The organism is Winogradskyella haliclonae (assembly GCF_014635865.1).
GTDB classification, from domain to species: Bacteria; Bacteroidota; Bacteroidia; order Flavobacteriales; family Flavobacteriaceae; genus Winogradskyella; species Winogradskyella haliclonae.
In genome coordinates, this window is sequence record NZ_BMDQ01000001.1 from 1,139,621 (window position 1) to 1,157,451 (window position 17,831).

General features: G+C 34.4%; 16 protein-coding genes and 1 tRNA gene. 15 read left to right on the plus strand and 2 right to left on the minus strand.

The genetic code is table 11. The annotated features are described in order from the left end of the window. Nucleotides 1-38 precede the first annotated feature (38 nt). Nucleotides 39-803 carry an alpha/beta fold hydrolase gene (locus IEV10_RS05060; RefSeq protein ID WP_188373598.1) on the minus strand — a complete coding sequence of 255 codons (765 nt, stop codon included), beginning with the start codon at nucleotides 801-803 and terminating at the stop codon, nucleotides 39-41. A gap of 232 nt (nucleotides 804-1,035) precedes the next feature. On the opposite strand from IEV10_RS05060, the gene mraZ reads away from it, so the two are divergent. The 15 genes from mraZ to IEV10_RS05135 all read left to right on the plus strand — a co-directional run bounded on the left by mraZ (nucleotide 1,036) and on the right by IEV10_RS05135 (nucleotide 17,074). Next, the gene (mraZ, locus tag IEV10_RS05065) at nucleotides 1,036-1,506 is read left to right on the plus strand and encodes a division/cell wall cluster transcriptional repressor MraZ (RefSeq protein WP_188373599.1); all 471 of its coding nucleotides are present in this window, start codon (nucleotides 1,036-1,038) and stop codon (nucleotides 1,504-1,506) included. Next, nucleotides 1,493-2,389: a 16S rRNA (cytosine(1402)-N(4))-methyltransferase RsmH gene (gene rsmH, locus IEV10_RS05070; protein WP_188373600.1), complete on the plus strand. Its 897-nt coding sequence runs from the start codon at nucleotides 1,493-1,495 to the stop codon at nucleotides 2,387-2,389. The genes mraZ and rsmH overlap by 14 nt, the downstream gene beginning before the upstream one ends. Then, on the plus strand, nucleotides 2,386-2,703 hold the full coding sequence (locus IEV10_RS05075; RefSeq protein ID WP_188373601.1) for an FtsL-like putative cell division protein: 318 nt from the start codon (nucleotides 2,386-2,388) through the stop codon (nucleotides 2,701-2,703). Before rsmH ends, IEV10_RS05075 begins: the two co-directional genes overlap by 4 nt. A 57-nt stretch (nucleotides 2,704-2,760) precedes the next feature. Further along, nucleotides 2,761-4,719, plus strand: a complete 1,959-nt coding sequence (locus tag IEV10_RS05080) for a PASTA domain-containing penicillin-binding protein (protein WP_188374193.1) — start codon at nucleotides 2,761-2,763, stop codon at nucleotides 4,717-4,719. After that, nucleotides 4,716-6,179, plus strand: a complete 1,464-nt coding sequence (locus IEV10_RS05085) for a UDP-N-acetylmuramoyl-L-alanyl-D-glutamate--2,6-diaminopimelate ligase (RefSeq protein ID WP_188373602.1) — start codon at nucleotides 4,716-4,718, stop codon at nucleotides 6,177-6,179. Before IEV10_RS05080 ends, IEV10_RS05085 begins: the two co-directional genes overlap by 4 nt. A 4-nt stretch (nucleotides 6,180-6,183) precedes the next feature. Continuing rightward, complete coding sequence (gene mraY, locus IEV10_RS05090) at nucleotides 6,184-7,425, plus strand: phospho-N-acetylmuramoyl-pentapeptide-transferase (protein WP_188373603.1); 1,242 nt, start codon at nucleotides 6,184-6,186, stop codon at nucleotides 7,423-7,425. Next, nucleotides 7,426-8,757, plus strand: coding sequence for a UDP-N-acetylmuramoyl-L-alanine--D-glutamate ligase (gene murD, locus IEV10_RS05095; RefSeq protein WP_188373604.1), 1,332 nt, complete (start codon nucleotides 7,426-7,428; stop codon nucleotides 8,755-8,757). It abuts the gene before it with no gap. A 7-nt stretch (nucleotides 8,758-8,764) separates the two neighbouring features. Then, a complete protein-coding gene (locus tag IEV10_RS05100; protein ID WP_188373605.1) occupies nucleotides 8,765-9,961 on the plus strand; it encodes an FtsW/RodA/SpoVE family cell cycle protein in 1,197 nt (398 codons plus the stop codon). A gap of 4 nt (nucleotides 9,962-9,965) precedes the next feature. Continuing rightward, nucleotides 9,966-11,081, plus strand: coding sequence for an undecaprenyldiphospho-muramoylpentapeptide beta-N-acetylglucosaminyltransferase (murG, locus tag IEV10_RS05105; protein WP_188373606.1), 1,116 nt, complete (start codon nucleotides 9,966-9,968; stop codon nucleotides 11,079-11,081). Next, nucleotides 11,071-12,417: a UDP-N-acetylmuramate--L-alanine ligase gene (gene murC / locus IEV10_RS05110; RefSeq protein ID WP_188373607.1), complete on the plus strand. Its 1,347-nt coding sequence runs from the start codon at nucleotides 11,071-11,073 to the stop codon at nucleotides 12,415-12,417. The genes murG and murC overlap by 11 nt, the downstream gene beginning before the upstream one ends. Then, the gene (locus IEV10_RS05115; protein ID WP_188373608.1) at nucleotides 12,407-13,126 is read left to right on the plus strand and encodes a cell division protein FtsQ/DivIB; all 720 of its coding nucleotides are present in this window, start codon (nucleotides 12,407-12,409) and stop codon (nucleotides 13,124-13,126) included. The genes murC and IEV10_RS05115 overlap by 11 nt, the downstream gene beginning before the upstream one ends. Nucleotides 13,127-13,129: 3 nt before the next feature. Next, nucleotides 13,130-14,452, plus strand: coding sequence for a cell division protein FtsA (gene ftsA / locus IEV10_RS05120; RefSeq protein ID WP_188373609.1), 1,323 nt, complete (start codon nucleotides 13,130-13,132; stop codon nucleotides 14,450-14,452). A gap of 51 nt (nucleotides 14,453-14,503) precedes the next feature. Further along, the gene (gene ftsZ, locus IEV10_RS05125; RefSeq protein ID WP_188373610.1) at nucleotides 14,504-16,426 is read left to right on the plus strand and encodes a cell division protein FtsZ; all 1,923 of its coding nucleotides are present in this window, start codon (nucleotides 14,504-14,506) and stop codon (nucleotides 16,424-16,426) included. A 117-nt stretch (nucleotides 16,427-16,543) separates the two neighbouring features. Next, complete coding sequence (locus IEV10_RS05130; RefSeq protein ID WP_188373611.1) at nucleotides 16,544-16,993, plus strand: GatB/YqeY domain-containing protein; 450 nt, start codon at nucleotides 16,544-16,546, stop codon at nucleotides 16,991-16,993. A gap of 7 nt (nucleotides 16,994-17,000) precedes the next feature. Then, nucleotides 17,001-17,074: transfer RNA gene (locus IEV10_RS05135), tRNA-Arg, on the plus strand. Nucleotides 17,075-17,304: 230 nt separating this feature from the next. On the opposite strand, the gene IEV10_RS05140 is transcribed toward IEV10_RS05135, so the two are convergent. Next, a complete protein-coding gene (locus IEV10_RS05140) occupies nucleotides 17,305-17,811 on the minus strand; it encodes a hypothetical protein (RefSeq protein WP_188373612.1) in 507 nt (168 codons plus the stop codon). Between the last annotated feature and the right edge of the window lie 20 nt (nucleotides 17,812-17,831).

Consider the following 17,831-nt stretch of genomic DNA (forward strand, 5'->3'; position numbering starts at 1 on the left):
TTAGTCCCGTGCGATGAGAAATTTAAATACTCTTTGGTTTAAAATCCTCTGGATTCTAACCAGCCATTTAAAATCTTATTAAATTCATTTGGGTGTTCCATCATAGCTGCATGACCACATTTATCTATCCAAAACAAGTCTGAATCTGGAAGTAATTCATGGAATTCATCAGCAACTTCTGGAGGTGTTACATTGTCATTTTTACCCCAAATAATACAAGTAGGCGTATGCATTTTTGGTAAGTCTTTTGCCATGTTATGCCTAATCGCACTTTTTGCAATTGCTAATGTTTTAATAAGTTTATTTCTATCATTAACAGTTTCATATACCTCATCAACAATTTCTTTTGTAGCTACTTCTGGGTCATAAAAAACATCTTGAGCTTTTTTCTTAATAACCTCATAATCACTACGCTTTGTATACCCACTGCCCATAGCACTTTCGTAAAGGCCTGAGCTCCCAGTTATGACAAGACCTTTTACTTTTTCAGGATAAAGTTTTGTGTGGTATAAACCAATATGTCCACCTAGAGAATTTCCTAATAAAATAACCTCATCAAAACCTTTAAATTCTATAAAATTTTTAAGGTAATTGGCAAAACTTTTCACATTAGTCTTAAGTAGAGACATGGTATAAATAGGCAATTCTGGAATAAGAACTTTATAACCCTTATTGCTAAAAAAGTCAGTTACACCATCAAAATTACTAAGTCCACCCATAAGTCCGTGAAGCACAATAATAGGGTTGCCTTCACCAACTTCAATGTATCTAAAATCCTTTTCTTCCTTTAAAAGGTGTGCCATGCATTAGTTAGTATAGTTAAAAACAAATATAGTTAAATACTTGGGATTTTAACTTTAATATCATGTAGCATTTTCATCAAATTTTTAATGTTTCAATCGTCCTGATAAACACTGATTTTAGTCGATAAATAGAAAACTTATTAACAAAAGTGGTAAAAAGTGGTAAAATGTGGGTAATTTTTCAATATATTTGATTTTAAAATTGTTTTGCAACCTTTTTTGACCCAATAGATTGAACGCATTAATAGGAACATACGAAGTAAAAGCAGATGCCAAAGGAAGGCTTATGTTGCCAGCTGTTTTAAAAAAACAGTTGGCTCCTGTAATGCAATCTGGTTTTGTGATTAAGCGTGCAGTTTTTCAGCCTTGTCTAGAGCTATATCCAATGCCAGAATGGGAAAAATTAATGCAGAAAGTAAATAAGCTAAACCGTTTCAATAAAAAAAATGATGCTTTTATTCGTCGTTTTACTGCAGGAGTAAAAGTAGTAGAGGTAGATGCAACTGGTCGTTTGCTTATCCCAAAAGATTTATTGTCGTTTTCTGGAATTGTCAAGCAAACTGTACTAGCATCGGCTGTAAATATTGTTGAGATATGGGATAAGGATAAGTATGAGAAAGCTATCGATGATGCAGCATTAGACTTTGCAGATTTAGCTGAAGAGGTTATGGGACAAGATGATGCGGTAGATGGAATATCATAATGCAGTTTTATTAAAAGAAACAGTTGATGGTTTAGATATAAAGCCAGATGGTGTATACGTGGATGTCACTTTTGGAGGTGGAGGTCATAGTCAAGAAATACTTAAGCGGCTTGGTCCAGAAGGGAAACTATATGCATTTGATCAAGATACTGATGCTTTAAATAATGCTATTGATGACGATAGGTTTACGCTTATAAATGAAAACTTTAGATACATCAAGCGGTTTTTGAAATTTTACGGTGTAAAGGAAGTAGATGGTATTCTTGCTGATTTTGGCGTATCGTCACATCAATTTGATGTTGCAGAACGTGGTTTTTCAACAAGGTTTGAAGCGGACTTAGATATGAGGATGAATCAGGATAGTGAGCTGTCTGCTTTTGAGGTTGTCAATACTTATGATGAAGAAGAGTTAAAGCAAGTGTTTTTACAATATGGGGAATTGAGACAAGCGCCAGCAATGGCAAGAGTGATTGTTGAAGAAAGAGAAAATACAGAGATAAAAACAAGTCAACAATTAAAGACAGTCTTAAAACGATTTTTAAATCACAGAAAAGAAAATAAAGTGTTAGCTCAGATTTATCAAGCGATAAGAATAGAGGTTAATCAAGAGATTGAAGTGTTAAAAGAATTGTTGCAGCAAACACCACAAGTTTTAAAAGTTGGTGGTCGCTTAAGTTTTATCTCCTATCATTCTTTAGAAGATAGATTGGTAAAACGCTATATAAGAAACGGAATGTTTGAAGGTGAGCCAGAGCGGGATATGTTTGGAAATTTTGAAGTGCCACTCAAGAAAGTTGGTGGACTGATAGTGCCAAGCAAAGAAGAAATTAAAATAAATAACAGAGCACGAAGTGCTAAACTCAGAATAGCAGAGAAATTGTGAAAAAAAGTATCTACAGCTTATTAAGAGGTACATTTCTAATCAGTGATGATTCGTTCAAAAATTGGCGGGTCATTCTTTTTATTTCGGGGCTAGCCATAATCATGATTGCAAGTGCGCATAGTGCAGATAAAAAGGTTTATGAAATATCAAGAATGAGTAATGAGGTGAAGGAATTGCGTTCAGCATTTGTAGATGGTCGTTCAAAACTCATGAGATTAAAAATGGAATCAACCATTGTAAAAAAAGTAAAGGAAAAAGGATTGGAGATTTCAACAACTCCGCCAAGAAAAATAAAAATTAAAGCACAAGAGTAAGCTTTGGCAACAACAGAAACCAACATATTAAATAGATTGTACTTCGTCGCAGGCTGTATGTTTGTCTTTGCACTTGCCGTAGTTTTTAAGCTCTGTACTATTCAGTTTATTGATGGTGATAAGTATCGTGCTATGGCACAAAAGCGATCTATAAAGCCATTCGATATTCCAGCTAATCGTGGTAATGTGTATTCGGCTGATGGAAGTCTTTTAGCGACATCCATCCCTAAGTATAATATTGCTATTGATGCAGTAACATCTTCGGATAAAAACTTCAAAAAATATATTAAGCCTTTATGTGATTCGTTAGCAGTTTTTACTGGTAAGTCTTCGGGAAGTATTGAGCAGAAAATTAAGAAAGCAAGAAATACAAAAGATCAATATCTATTGCTGCTCAAAAATTTATCCTACTCAGAATTTATTCGTGTTCGAAATTTTCCACTTTTCGAGTTAGGTTCTATTCGTGGTGGTTTTGTATATGATCAAATCACAAAACGTGAACATCCAATGGGCGGTATTGCCGAGCGTTCAATAGGCTATGAGCGTATAGATGAAAATGGTTATGCAACTCGTGTTGGTATTGATGGGGCATTTGGTAAAGATTACTTGAGAGGCGAAAATGGGAGGCGTTTAAAACAACGTATAGGTAAAGGCGAATGGAAACCTATAAGAGATGCTAATGAAATTGAACCTAAAAACGGTTTGGATATTTATACAACAATTGATGTAAACATTCAAGATATCGCTCACCATTCATTATTGGGACAGCTTGAAAAGTATGAGGCAGAGCATGGTTGTGTTGTTGTTATGGATGTAAAGACAGGAGAGATTAAAGCCATTTCAAACCTAGGAAGAAATAAAAGCGGAACATATTACGAGCGCCTTAATTATGCAGTAGGCGAAAGTCACGAGCCAGGTTCTACATTTAAGGTTATGGCGATGATGGCTGCTTTAGAAGATAAGGTTATTGACACATCAACGGTTGTAGATACAAAGAATGGACGTAAAATGTTTTACGGTAGACCAATAAATGATTCTGGAGCTGGTCATGGAAAAATCTCTGCGGCTAAAGCTTTAGAAGTTTCTTCTAACATTGGTTTAGCCACCATTATTGATGATAACTATAAAAATAATCCTGAGAAGTTCTTAAAAAGACTTCGCGCTTGGCGGTTAGATAAAACCTTAGGTGTTTCCATCATTGGTGAAGGTAAACCAGTGATTCCAAAACCTGGAGATAAAATATGGAGTCGTAATGCTTTGCCATCGATGGCTTATGGGTACAATATGCAATTAACACCGCTTCAGACACTGGCTTTTTACAATGCAATTGCTAATGATGGGCAGTTAATAAAGCCAAGATTTTTAAGAGCAGTAAAAGAGTTCGATAGGGAAGAAGAGGTTTTTGATAAGGAAGTACTCGTTAATAAAATTTGTTCGGATAATACACTTGCAAAAATCAAGGACATTTTAAAGAATATAGTTATCAGAGGAACTGGAGAACGATTGTATTCTGAGACCTTCTCTATGGCTGGTAAAACCGGTACCGCACGTACGGATTATGCCAACTACGAAGAATGGCGTAAAGACCGAAAGTATGTGTCATCATTTGCTGGGTATTTTCCTGCAGAAAACCCAAAATATTCTTGCATTGTTGTAATTCATAAACCAAGTACAAAGGTTGGTTATTATGGGGCAGATGTTTCAGGACCTGTTTTTAAACGTATTGCACAAAAGATATATACAGATACGCCTTTAATAGATGAGATGCAATCTGTAGACTATAAAAACCCTGAAGTTGTTCAGGATTTTGAAAAATTCAATTCAGTTTCCAATACCTATAAAACAATTATGCCAGACTTAATAGGTATGCCAGCTATGGATGCCATTGCTTTTCTTGAGAATATGGAGGTAGATGTAAACGTAAAATTAAATGGAAGCGGAATTATTAAATCACAATCTATTGCTAAAAACATAAAACTTAAGTCTAATCAAACCATTGTCCTAGAAGCATCTTGAAAGTTTTAAAAGACATATTGTATAAGGTTACTATTAATGCAGTCGTTGGAAGCACAAGTGTTGAGGTGAATAACATTGAATTCGATTCTCGAAATGTGAAAACCAATGACGTTTTTGTAGCTATTGTTGGCGCAGTAGCTAACGGTCATGATTATATATCCAAAGCCGTTAGTAATGGCGCTCGTGCTATTGTTTGTCAAAAATTACCAGACGATTTAGTTGATAATATTACATACATAGAAGTAGAAAATTCTAGTCAAGCATTAGCCTTTATGGCTGCTAATTACTATGAGAATCCTTCAGAAAATTTAAAGTTAGTCGGTACTACAGGAACTAACGGAAAAACCACGGTTAGTTCCTTATTGTACCAGTTGTTTAAAAAAGCAGGCTACAAAGTAGGCTTACTATCAACTGTAAAAGTTATGGTAAATGATACCGAGTATAAGGCAACTCATACAACGCCAGATTCATTAACTATAAATAAATATTTGCAATTGATGAATAATGAAGGTGTTGAGTTTTGTTTTATGGAAGTAAGCTCGCATGGGATACATCAAAGCAGAACAGAAGGTTTGTTTTTTACTGGAGGGATTTTTACGAATCTATCTCATGATCATTTAGATTATCATAATTCATTTGCAGAATATAGAGATGTCAAAAAAGCGTTTTTCGATGACTTGCCAAAAACAGCATTTTGCCTCGTAAATACTGATGATAAAAATGGTGTAATAATGATGCAAAATACGAATGCTAAGAAATACACTTATGCATTAAAAACCTACGCAGATTACAAAGCACAAATTTTAGAGAATCAGTTTGGAGGATTGCTTTTAAAGTTAAATGAAAATGAAGTTTGGACAAAGCTTATTGGCAACTTCAATGCTTATAATTTATTAGCCATTTATGCTACTTCAGAACTATTAGGCCTAGACAAAGAAGAGAGTTTAAGATACATAAGTGAGCTTGAAAGCGTGAGTGGCCGTTTCGAATATTTTGTTTCAGAAGAAAAAATAACAGCTATTGTTGATTATGCGCATACCCCCGATGCATTAAAAAATGTATTAGAGACTATAAATACTATACGTACAAAAAATGAAGAATTAATTACAGTTGTTGGTTGTGGAGGTGATAGAGATGCGGCAAAGAGACCAAAAATGGGACATATAGCATCGGCCTTAAGTACAAAAGTCATTTTTACAAGTGATAATCCAAGAACGGAAAATCCACAATCGATAATTGATGATATCGAAGCTGGTGTCGAAGCTCAAAATTTCAAAAAAGTGATTTCAATTTTAGATAGGAAACAAGCGATAAAGACGGCTTGTCAAATGGCACAACCTAACGATATTATTCTTATCGCAGGTAAAGGGCACGAAACCTATCAAGAAGTAAATGGTGAGCGCACCGATTTTGATGATTATAAAATAGTGGGAGAACTATTAAACCAATTGCAAAAGTAAAACTATGTTATACTATCTATTCGATTATTTAGAAAAGCAGTTTCAGTTTCCTGGAGCAACACTCTTTGGGTATTTAACATTTAGGGCAGCAATTGCTATGATTTTGTCTTTACTTATCTCAATTGTATATGGAAAGCGAATTATTAGATTTTTACAAAAAAAGCAAGTTGGTGAGACGATTAGGGATTTAGGTTTAGAAGGTCAGGCTGAAAAAGCAGGTACGCCAACGATGGGAGGTTTAATCATCATCTTGGCAACGTTAATTCCAGTATTATTGTTGGCTAAAATTGCAAACGTCTACATTATTCTTCTGATTGTAACTACACTTTGGATGGGTGCAATAGGATTCCTAGATGACTACATCAAAAAATTCAAAAACAATAAAGAAGGATTAAAAGGTAGGTTTAAAGTGCTAGGTCAAGTAGGCTTAGGTATTATCGTAGGTGCCACACTATATTTTCATCAGGATGTCACAATGAAAGAGAAACTGCCTATTGAGCAGCAGAAAGTTTTACTTGCCGAAAACCCAGATATAGAAGCTTCAAAATTATTTGCAGCTGAAGAAAAGTCTACAAAAACAACAATTCCATTTGTAAAAAATAACGAGTTCGATTATGCAGATTTAATTACTTGGATTAGTCCAAGTTTAGGAAAATATGCCTGGCTTATTTTTATCTTGGCAGCAATTATTATTATAACTGCTGTTTCAAATGGCGCAAACCTTACCGATGGTATTGATGGTCTCGCAGCAGGGACTTCAGCAATAATAGTTCTCACTTTAGGAATTTTTGCTTGGGTTTCAGGTAACATCATTTTCTCAGAATATCTCAACATTATGTACATCCCAAGAGTTTCTGAGATTACAATTTATATCGCAGCATTTGTTGGTGCTTTAATAGGTTTCTTATGGTACAATACTTATCCAGCTCAAGTGTTTATGGGTGATACAGGGAGCTTGACTATTGGTGGAATTATTGCGGTAATCGCTATTGCGACTCGTAAAGAATGGCTAATTCCAATACTGTGTGGCATATTCTTAGCAGAAAATTTATCGGTAATCATGCAGGTAAGTTATTTCAAATACACAAGAAAGAAATTTGGTGAAGGTCGACGCATTTTTAAGATGTCACCTCTACACCATCATTATCAAAAATCAGGATATCACGAAAGTAAAATAGTTACAAGATTTTGGATTATTGGAATTCTATTAGCCATTTTAACTATCGTGACATTGAAAATTAGATAGATGAAAAGGCTTGCGATTCTTGGTGGAGGTGAAAGTGGTGTAGGGACAGCACTGTTAGGAAAAGCAAAAGGATACGATGTTTTTGTTTCGGATAAAGGCGAAATAAAAAAAGAATATAAGGACGTTCTTAGACATAATGAGATTACATGGGAAGATAAACAGCATACTGCATCAAAAATTCTGAATGCAGATATCGTAATGAAAAGCCCAGGAATTCCAGATAAAGTGCCTTTAGTAAAACAAATTCGCAAAGCTGGGATACCAATTGTTTCTGAAATTGAATTTGCTTCAAAATACACAGATGCAACTTTGGTAGCAATTACAGGAAGTAATGGTAAAACAACTACTGCAAGTCTCGCATATCACTTATTAAAGCAAGATTTAGATATTGGTTTAGCAGGTAATATTGGAGATAGTTTTGCAAAACAAATTCTGGAAGAAGATTACAAAAACTATGTGTTAGAAATTAGCAGTTTTCAGTTAGATGATATTAAAGATTTTAGGCCAAAAATTGCAATACTAACCAATATTACACCAGACCATTTGGACCGCTACGATTATAAGTTTGAAAACTACATCGCTTCAAAATTTAGAATAGTAGAAAATCAGACAGAAGATGATTTTTTTATTTACGATGCTGATGACCCAGTTATAGAAAACAGGATGAAAGCAAATACCATAAAATCTCAAAAACTACCATTTTCATTAACAAAAATAATTGAAAATGGTGCATACATAAAAGACGAAGAAATAATAATAACAATTGATAACAATCAAATAATTATGCCAATAAAAAAACTAGCATTAGACGGAAAACATAACGTTAAAAATGCAATGGCTGCATCAACAGCCGCACACCTGCTTAAAATTAGAAAGCAGACCATTAGGGAAAGTTTAGAAAACTTTCAAGGTGTTGAACACCGCCTAGAAAATGTACTCAGAATTAACAAAGTACAGTACATCAATGACTCCAAAGCTACCAATGTAAATGCCACTTATTTTGCTTTAGAAAGTATGCAGGCACCTACGGTTTGGATTGTTGGAGGCGAAGATAAAGGTAACGATTACAGAGAACTTTTTCCATTTGTAAACGAAAAAGTAAAAGCCATTATCTGTCTTGGAGTTGATAATGCAAAATTGATGGAAACTTTTGGGAGTATGGTGGATGTAATTATCGAAACTCAGTTTATGAGCGAAGCCGTAAAAATTGCATACAAGATTGCAAGTGCTGGCGATAATGTGTTGTTATCTCCAGCTTGTGCAAGTTTCGATTTGTTCGAGAATTATGAAGATAGAGGACGTCAGTTTAAAGATTCAGTTCGTAAGTTATAATTGATAGATGCATGCATTGTTTCAAAATATAAAAGGTGATAGGCTCATTTGGGCAATAGCAACTTTGTTGGCTATTTTCTCATTTTTGCCTGTGTATTCAGCGGCTAGTAATTTGGCATATACTGGTGGCTCGGGTAACACTTTTGCTTATTTGTTGAAGCACTTTATGCATTTGTTTTTAGGATTTGCAATAATGTATGGCGTACATAAAATACCATACAGATATTTTAGAGGTTTATCAATGGTAATGATACCTGTAGTTATAGTGCTACTTGCGGTTACTGTATTACAAGGCACGACAATTGATGGCGCTAATGCAAGTCGATGGATTAAGATTCCGATTGTAAATATGTCCTTTCAGACATCAACACTAGCTTCGGTAGTTTTAATGGTGTATGTAGCACGTTACTTATCAAAAATTAAGGATAAGAAGGTGTCTTTTAAAGAAACTATCTTGCCATTGTGGATACCTGTTTTTATAGTTTTAGCTTTAATATTACCAGCTAATTTTTCAACCACAGCAATTATATTTTTAATGGTTGTCTTGTTAACCTTTATTGGTGGTTATCCTATTCGTTATTTAATACTAATAATAGGGTCTGGGATAATGGCACTGGTATTTTTTGTTTTGGTAGCAAAATCTTTTCCAGATATAATGCCTAATCGTGTAGATACTTGGATGAGCAGAATAGAGAATTTTGCTAACGGAGAAGATACTGTTGAAGATTATCAGATTGAAAATGCAAAAATTGCTATTGCAGTTGGTATTAAACCTTTAGGACCAGGAAAGAGTATTCAAAAAAATGTATTGCCGCAATCATCTTCAGATTTCATTTTTGCAATCATTATTGAAGAATACGGATTGTTCGGTGGCTTATTTCTCTTGGTAATGTATTCCTGGTTACTATTCAGAATTGTAATTGTATCTCAAAAATCAGATACAATTTTCGGCAAACTTTTGGTGCTTGGCGTAGGTTTACCAATTGTGTTTCAAGCGTTAATAAATATGGCAGTTGCAGTAGAATTATTCCCTGTGACTGGACAAACCCTACCGTTGATAAGTAGTGGCGGGACATCCATCTGGATGACATGCATGGCAATAGGAATCATATTAAGTGTTAGTGCAAAACGTGAAGAAATAAAAGCGCAAGAAGGTCAAGAAATAGAAGACAATCCATTAGATATTTTATCAGAAACAATTTAAAAAATTGAACAAGAGTAAACAGACATATAAATTCATTTTATCAGGTGGCGGAACAGGTGGGCACATTTATCCTGCAATAGCCATTGCAAATGAATTAAAGTCGCGTTATAATGGCTCCGAGTTCCTTTTTGTAGGTGCAAAAGACCGGATGGAAATGGAGAAAGTACCACAAGCAGGTTATAACATTGAGGGGCTTTGGATTTCTGGTATTCAGCGTAAACTGACGTTAAAAAATCTAATGTTTCCTTTTAAACTAATGTCTAGTTTATTTAAATCAAGACGAATTATTAGTAAGTTCAAACCTGATGTAGCCATAGGAACTGGAGGATTTGCAAGCGGACCTTTGTTGCAAGTTGCAAATTCAAAAGGCATCCCAACATTGATTCAAGAGCAGAATTCATATCCAGGAATCACCAATAAATTGTTAAGTAAAAAGGCAAATCGTATTTGTGTGGCGTATGAAGGTTTGGAGCGCTTTTTCCCTAAAGAAAAAATTGTTTTAACAGGGAACCCAATCCGAAAAGATTTAATAGAAATTAAAAGCAAAAAGGCTGAAGCTTTAATTGAATTTGGTTTGGAAGAAAACAAACTAACACTTCTGGTTTTAGGAGGAAGTTTAGGTGCAAGGCGTGTGAATCAACTTATTGAAAGCAAACTTGATTTTTTCAAAAATCATGAAATCCAACTTATTTGGCAATGTGGGAAATTATATCAAGAACAATATAGTACATATAATGCTAACGATAATGTGCAAGTGCATGCGTTTTTGAATACTATGGATTTGGCTTATGCAGCAGCAGATATCATTATATCAAGAGCTGGTGCAAGTTCAGTGTCTGAACTTTGCGTGGTTGGCAAGCCAGTAATTTTTATTCCATCACCAAATGTTGCTGAAGACCACCAAACAAAAAATGCGCAAGCCATTGTGGATAAAGCTGCGGCAATTTTGGTAAAAGAATCGCAACTCGATTCTGACTTTAATAAGGTTTTTGAGCAGCTTCTAAAATCAGAAGACACTAGAAAATCCCTAGAGACAAATATTAAAAAAATGGCATTGGTTAATGCAACAAAAGATATAGTAGACGAAGTAGAAAAGCTTTTAAAGGTAAATGAACAGTAAAGAAAATATTTATTTCATAGGAATTGGCGGTATAGGCATGAGCGCTTTGGCGCGCTATTTTGTGGCTAATGGAAATAAGGTTGCTGGTTATGATAAAACACCAACGGATATTACAAAAGCTTTAGAAGATTTGGGTATAGCAATTCACTTCAAAGATGATGTAAATGCCATTCCAACAGTATTCAAAAACCCATCTTCAACTCTTGTGATTTATACGCCAGCAATTCCAAAATCACATTCTGAATACAATTACTTTTTAGAGAATAACTTTGAAGTCAAGAAGCGTTCAGAAGTTCTTGGAGATATCACAGAAAATACATTTTGTTTTGCTGTTGCAGGTACTCATGGAAAAACGACAACTACAAGTATTCTAGGTCATTTACTCAATGAATGTCGCGTAGATATGACCGCTTTTTTAGGAGGGATTAGCGAAAATTATAATTCTAACCTAATTATAAACGGGACTGAAGTTACTGCAGTCGAAGCTGATGAGTTTGACCGTTCGTTTTTAACGCTTTCTCCTGACTACGCCTGTATTACATCAATGGATGCCGATCATTTAGATATATATGGAGATGCATCAGAATTGACAAAGTCTTTTGAGGATTTTACAAAAAAAATGAAGCCAAATGGGAAATTATTTATTAAAAATGGTTTGCCAATTAAAGGAATAACATATGGTATTGAAGATGATTCAGACTATACTGCGAAAAATATAAGAATAGAAAACGGGACATACATTTTTGATGTAAAAACACCAGAAGCTATTTTAGAAGATTTCAGATTTAACCTACCTGGTAGACACAATTTGTCTAATGCATTAGTAGCATTGGCGATGTCTGTAGAATATGGCCTCCCTCGGCCACAGCTCGCCAAAGCTTTAGCATCTTATAAAGGTGTTAAGCGTAGATTTACCTATCAGATTAAGACTGATGATTTAGTATTTATTGATGATTATGCACATCATCCAGAAGAAATTAATGCAGTGCATCAAGCTGTAAGAGAAATGTACCCAGACGAAAAGATTTTGGCTGTATTTCAACCACATCTATTTTCAAGAACTAAAGATTTTGCTGATGAGTTTGCTGAGGCCTTATCTCAATTTGATGAAATCGTATTATTGGACATTTATCCTGCAAGAGAATTACCAATTGAAGGAGTAAATTCTTCATGGTTAATGGAGAAAATTTCAAATCCTAATAAAGTATTATCTGGCAAAACAGAATTAATAAAAACTATAAAAGCGAGTTCTGCTAAAGTTATTTTAACTATAGGAGCTGGAGATATTGGAGAAGAAGTGAAAACAATTAAAAAAGCATTGAGTATTGCGAGTTAATTATGGCTACATAAAAGTGTTGGTTTTACTAGTAATAGTAGGGTTTCTGTATGCGTTTACAAATGCCAGAAATAAGTCTAGAGTTATTGCTAAGCCTAAAGTAGAATTTGTAGGTTCTGACAATCTATTTTTAACCCAAGACAATGTTAGTAAATTGTTAATACAAAATCCTAGTGGTCTTAATAACGACAAAAAAGATATTATAGATTTGAATGTATTAGAATCTGCCCTAAATTCTAATCCAATGGTTAAAAATGCTGAGGTCTTTATGTCCGTAAATGGTGAGCTTTCGGCAGAAATCGAACAAAAAAGGCCTATAGCAAGAGTGCATACAAACGCTTCATATTATGTAGACGATGAAGGGTCTTATATGCCTTTGTCGGAAAATTACTCAGCGAGAGTACCTCTTGTAACAGGTACGGTTTATAAAACCAAGCTAGATAAAATTTACAAAATCGCTAGAGTTGTAGATGAAGACGAATTTTTGAAACAGCATGTTATCGAAATTCATCAAGATGCAAGTCAAAATATAAGTCTAAGGTTACGTAAATACGATTTTAGCATAAAGATTGGAAGCTTAAACAAGCTTCAAAAGAAGATAAATAATTTTAAAGCTTTTTATAAAAAAGCAATAAAAGATAAGACAATAAACACATATAGTAGTGTAAACTTAAGGTTTGATAACCAAGTGATATGCACCAAAAAATAGATTATGGAAAAGCATAATATTTCGGTAGGATTAGATATTGGAACCACAAAGATTGTAGCTATGATAGGCCGCAAAAATGAGTATGGTAAAGTAGAAATTTTAGGTGTTGGCAAATCTAAAAGCCTAGGAGTACATCGTGGTGTTGTAAATAATATTACGCAAACTATTCAATCTATTCAGCAAGCTGTTCAAGAAGCAGAAGCCACTGCTTCTGAGAAAATATCAGAAGTTACTGTTGGTATTGCAGGACAGCATATTAGAAGTTTGCAACACAGTGATTACATCACTAGAGCAAATTCTGAATTAGTAATTGATGAAGCAGATATTGATCGCTTAATTAACCAAGTGCACAAATTAGTAATGCTTCCTGGTGAAGAAATTATCCATGTTCTACCGCAAGAATTTAAAGTTGATGGTCAAGCTGAAATCAAAGAACCAATTGGGATGTATGGTGGTAGATTAGAGGCTAACTTTCATGTTGTAGTTGGTCAAGTATCTTCGATAAGAAATATTGGCCGTTGTGTAAAAAGCTCTGATCTAGAGTTAGAAGGGATAACACTAGAACCTTTAGCTTCTGCAAATGCAGTATTAAGCCAAGAGGAAAAAGAAGCGGGTGTCGCATTGATTGATATAGGTGGCGGAACAACAGATTTAGCGGTTTTTAAAGATGGTATTATACGCCATACAGCAGTAATACCTTTTGGAGGTAATGTCATTACTGAAGACATCAAGGAAGGATGCTCAATAATAGAAAAACAAGCAGAATTATTAAAAATGAAATTTGGTTCAGCTTGGCCTGGAGAAAATAAAGACAATGAGATTGTTTCTATTCCTGGTTTAAGAGGTCGGGACCCGAAAGAAATTACATTGAAAAACTTGTCCAAGATTATTCATGCAAGAGTTGTAGAAATAATAGAGCAGGTTTATGTGGAAATAAAAAACTACGGGCACGAAGAACAAAAGAAAAAATTAATTGCTGGTATTGTTTTAACTGGTGGAGGAAGTCAGTTGAAACATTTAAAGCAACTAGTAGAATATATTACAGGGATGGATACCAGAATTGGTTATCCTAACGAACATTTAGCAGGAGGAAGCGATGAAGAAATTGCAAGTCCTCTATTTGCAACTGCTGTAGGTTTGGTCATGGATGGCCTAAAACGTCAAGACAGAAAAATGGCAGAAGAAACAGTTGAAGAGACTATAAATGAAAATGAAGCTAGTGAAGAAGACATAAAAGAAGTTGTTAATGAAGTACAAAAAGAACGCCGCTCGTTTTTAGATAAACTAACAGAGCGTGTTAAGGACTTTTTAGACAACGCAGAATAGAAAATTTAATTAATCAATCCAAAAAATATAAAACCCCATAACAAAGTTAATATGAGCAACAACAACGAATTTGGGAATATAGCTTTCGACTTACCAAAAAATCAATCTAATGTTATTAAAGTCATTGGTGTTGGCGGCGGCGGAAGCAATGCCATAAATCATATGTTTCAACAAGGCATCAAAGGTGTAGATTTTGTCATCTGTAACACTGATGCTCAAGCCCTACAAAATAGCGGTGTTCCAAACAAAATTCAGTTAGGAGTCAATCTTACCGAAGGTCTTGGTGCAGGTGCAAATCCAGATGTTGGTGAGCAATCCGCGGTTGAGAGTTTAGAAGACATCAGACGCATGCTAGATACTAACACAAAAATGGTTTTCATTACAGCTGGAATGGGTGGTGGTACTGGAACCGGAGCCGCGCCAATCATAGCAAAAATGGCACGCGAGTTAGATATCTTAACCGTTGGAATCGTAACAATGCCGTTTCAGTTTGAAGGCAAAATGCGTAATGAGCAGGCGCAACGAGGTGTTGAAAAACTTAGAGAGCATGTAGATTCTCTTATTGTAATAAATAATAATAAACTTCGCGAGGTTTATGGTAATCTTGGTTTTAAAGCAGGATTCTCAAAAGCAGATGAAGTATTATCAACAGCTTCTAGAGGAATTGCTGAAGTCATAACACATCATTACACACAAAATATTGATTTACGTGATGCAAAAACAGTATTGAGTAAAAGTGGAACTGCAATTATGGGGTCAGCAACAGCTTCAGGACAAACAAGAGCTCAAGAAGCTATCATGAAAGCATTAGATTCTCCATTATTAAACGATAATAAGATTACTGGAGCTAAAAACGTATTGTTGCTTATCGTTTCTGGCTCACAGGAAATTACTATTGATGAGATAGGAGAAATCAATGACCATATACAAACTGAAGCTGGACATGGCGCTAACATTATCATGGGTGTTGGAGAGGATGAATCTTTACAAGAATCTATTTCTGTAACCATTATTGCTACAGGTTTTGATATTGATCAGCAAAACGAAATTTCTAATACAGAAGCTAAGAAAGTTATACATGCCTTAGAAGATGATGATTATAAGGAAGATGTAGAAGTTCAAGGTGTTGAACCAGCAATTATTACACCAGATATTGTTTTAGAGAATGAAGTTGAAGCACCAATTATTCATACTTTGACTGATGATGATTTTGAAGAAGAAACCCAAGTTATAGAGAATGAACTCATAAAAACAACAGAAGCTATTAGAAATATCAATGTTATTTATGATGAAGTTTTAGATGCCAAACCAGTAACTGAAGATGATTTTATAATTACACCAGTTCAGGAGTTAGAAACAGAGGTTAATGACGAAAAAGAAGAAGAACAAATTACGCTAACTTTTGATTTACCACTATCTCAATTTGATGGCGAAAAAATTGAAGAGCCTGAAACAGGAGATGAGAAAATGTTATTTCAGCTCGAAGAAGAAGTTAAAGAGATTGATGTTACAGATCCAATAGAACTAATCTCTGTGACAGAAGTTAATGAAGAAGGAGAAAAACGTTATGCATTAGACGATTTTTCAACTTCCCAGACAGGGACATCAACACAAGCAAAAACGGAAAAAGAGGTAAACGAAGAGATTGTTTTTGAAAAGAAAACACTTCCAGTTGAAGAAATAGATGAGGAAGTTTCGGGAGAAATAGACCCAATGAATAGCCCAATTTCTGAAATCTTAAAAGCTAGAGCAGATGAACGTCGTAAGAAGATGAAAGATTTTAACTATAAGTTTAATAATGCAAAAATTGACGAAATAGAAAAAGAACCTGCATACAAAAGACAAGGCGTAAATCTTGAAGACACTCAGCATTCTTCAGAGACCAATGCGTCACGTATGTCTGTAGGAACTGATGATAACGATGATATACAATTAAGAAGTAACAATTCTTTTTTACATGATAATGTCGATTAATGGTTAATCTATTGAAGTACTAATTAAGTACATTTTTTAAACCCGAAAAGCCCCTCAGCTTTTCGGGTTTTGTTTTAATAGTTTAGTATCTTCGCACTCCATATAAATAATACGATTATGAGTTTACAAGCAGATATAATGACCGCGATGAAAGCGGCAATGAAAGATAAAGATCAAACTGCTTTAGCGGCGTTAAGGGCAGTAAAATCTGAAATTTTATTAGCTCAGACATCAGGTGGTGATGGTAAATTAACTAATGACGATGAAATAAAAATCTTATCTAAATTAGTTAAACAGCGTAAAGATAGTGCTGCGATTTTCACAGAACAGAATAGAAATGATTTGGCTGAGCCAGAATTAGCCCAAGCAGAAGTTATAAGTCAGTTTTTGCCAGAGCAATTAGATGAAGCTGCTATTACTGTAGCTGTTGAAAAAGCAATTGCTAATACTGGAGCTGAAGGTATGAAAGACATGGGTAAAGTCATGGGTATTGTCAATAAGCAACTAGCAGGCCAAGCAGATGGAAAAACCATTTCTACAATAGTTAAGGCAAAACTAATGTCATAATATATTAGGCCTCGTAGTTCAACTGGATAGAATATCAGATTTCGGCTCTGAGGGTTGGGGGTTCGAATCCCTTCGAGGTCACTAGGAAAATTATAACTCATTAATATTTAATAAGTTAGAATTTTTGTTTTTGTCGCGTGACCAATTTGTGATCAAAATTTATCTCTATACAAGATATAAATTTTAATTGATTACCATTCATAAATCACTTATCCATAGTAAATGTAGAGTTATTCACTAAAGTACTTATGTTTTGAGAAAAGGTATTGAATGATATTAAGAATATTATAAACAAACTGAATTTTCTTACATTAATTTGATTTAGTTAATTGTATTTCACCTCCGGTATGAAATCCTTCACAATCAGTTCCAATGAAATTTATAGTCATCGTATTAAATGTAAATAAACCTGTCCCAGTCAAGGTGCCTTGACAGATAACATTGTTAATACTCGACGTTTGTTGAATAACTGCATTACTTAACTTTCCATCATCAAAATATTGTGCCGTAATCTGCCCATCATTTTCTTGTCCACAGCAGGATGTTATAGTGTCAGAGAAATAAATTTTTCCAATGATATAATCACCAGGAACATTACCGTCATCAATAATTAATTGTTGCTTGACATCAATTGTGAAATTTATACCATTTGGATAGCCAGTATTTTCATTGTAAAAGCTATCTTTAAGATTACCGTTCCATATACCAATTAAATTAGTTTGTTGCTCATTTAGTGTTACAGTATCATCATCATTGTTACATGAAGACATACAGATAGACACAAGGAATATTAAAAAAAGTAAAAAGGAATTTTTCATATTAATATGATTTGATTAAT